The organism is Variovorax sp. E3, from assembly GCF_016082275.1.
Taxonomy (GTDB): domain Bacteria; phylum Pseudomonadota; class Gammaproteobacteria; order Burkholderiales; family Burkholderiaceae_C; genus Variovorax.
This window is the reverse complement of the sequence record NZ_MOWM01000370.1, coordinates 1-711: the sequence shown is the minus strand read 5'-3', so window position 1 is coordinate 711 and position 711 is coordinate 1. Positions and strand designations below refer to the sequence as shown.

The 711-nt window shown below is 68.6% G+C and carries 1 protein-coding gene; it reads left to right on the top strand.

Going from position 1 to position 711, the window contains the following annotated elements; all coding sequences use genetic code 11:
* Positions 1 to 711, top strand: a 711-nt coding sequence (locus BMG07_RS40915; RefSeq protein ID WP_198089236.1) for a four-carbon acid sugar kinase family protein, incomplete at both ends; no start/stop codon positions are given.

Here is a 711-nt window from a genome sequence, read left to right as displayed (position 1 = left end):
TCGGCCCGCTCGACGTGCTGGGCATCGCGGGAGCGGCGCGCACGATGACGCCGCAGGAGATGCAGCGCGAACTGGCCCCGGTCGCCGCGCTGTTCCGCTCGCTCGGCGCCCGCGTGCTGCATTACAAGACCTGCTCGACCTTCGACAGCTCCCCGCACATCGGCTCGATCGGCGCCGCGGTTCGCGCCTTGCGCAGCGCGGTCGAAGTGCCTTGGACAGCGATCGTCGGGGGGCAACCGAATCTCGGCCGGCATTGCCTGTTCGGCAACCTGTTCGCAGCGGCGGGCGCCGGCGGCGAGGTGTTCCGCATCGACCGCCATCCGACCATGAGCCGGCACCCGGTGACGCCGATGCACGAGGCGGACCTGCGGCTGCATCTGGCCAGACAGGGTCTGGCCGATGTGCACTCCATCCCGTTCACGGCCGCGTCCAAGGGCGGCAAGGCACTCGAAGAAGCGCTGCAACGCGCACTTCGCCCCCTCTCATCCGCAATGTCTCCTGACGCAGTGCTGTTCGACGTGGCCGATGCCGCACAGCTCACGACCATCGGACAGGTGCTTTGGGCCCGGGCACAGCGCCACACTTTGCTTGCGGCAGGACCCAGCAGCGTGGTCGACGCACTGGCTCCTGCTTTGGGCCCACGTACCGGCATTGAACCGATGCAGCGTGTCGTTGCGCCCGCACGAGGTCCGGTGCTTGTTCTTGCCGGCA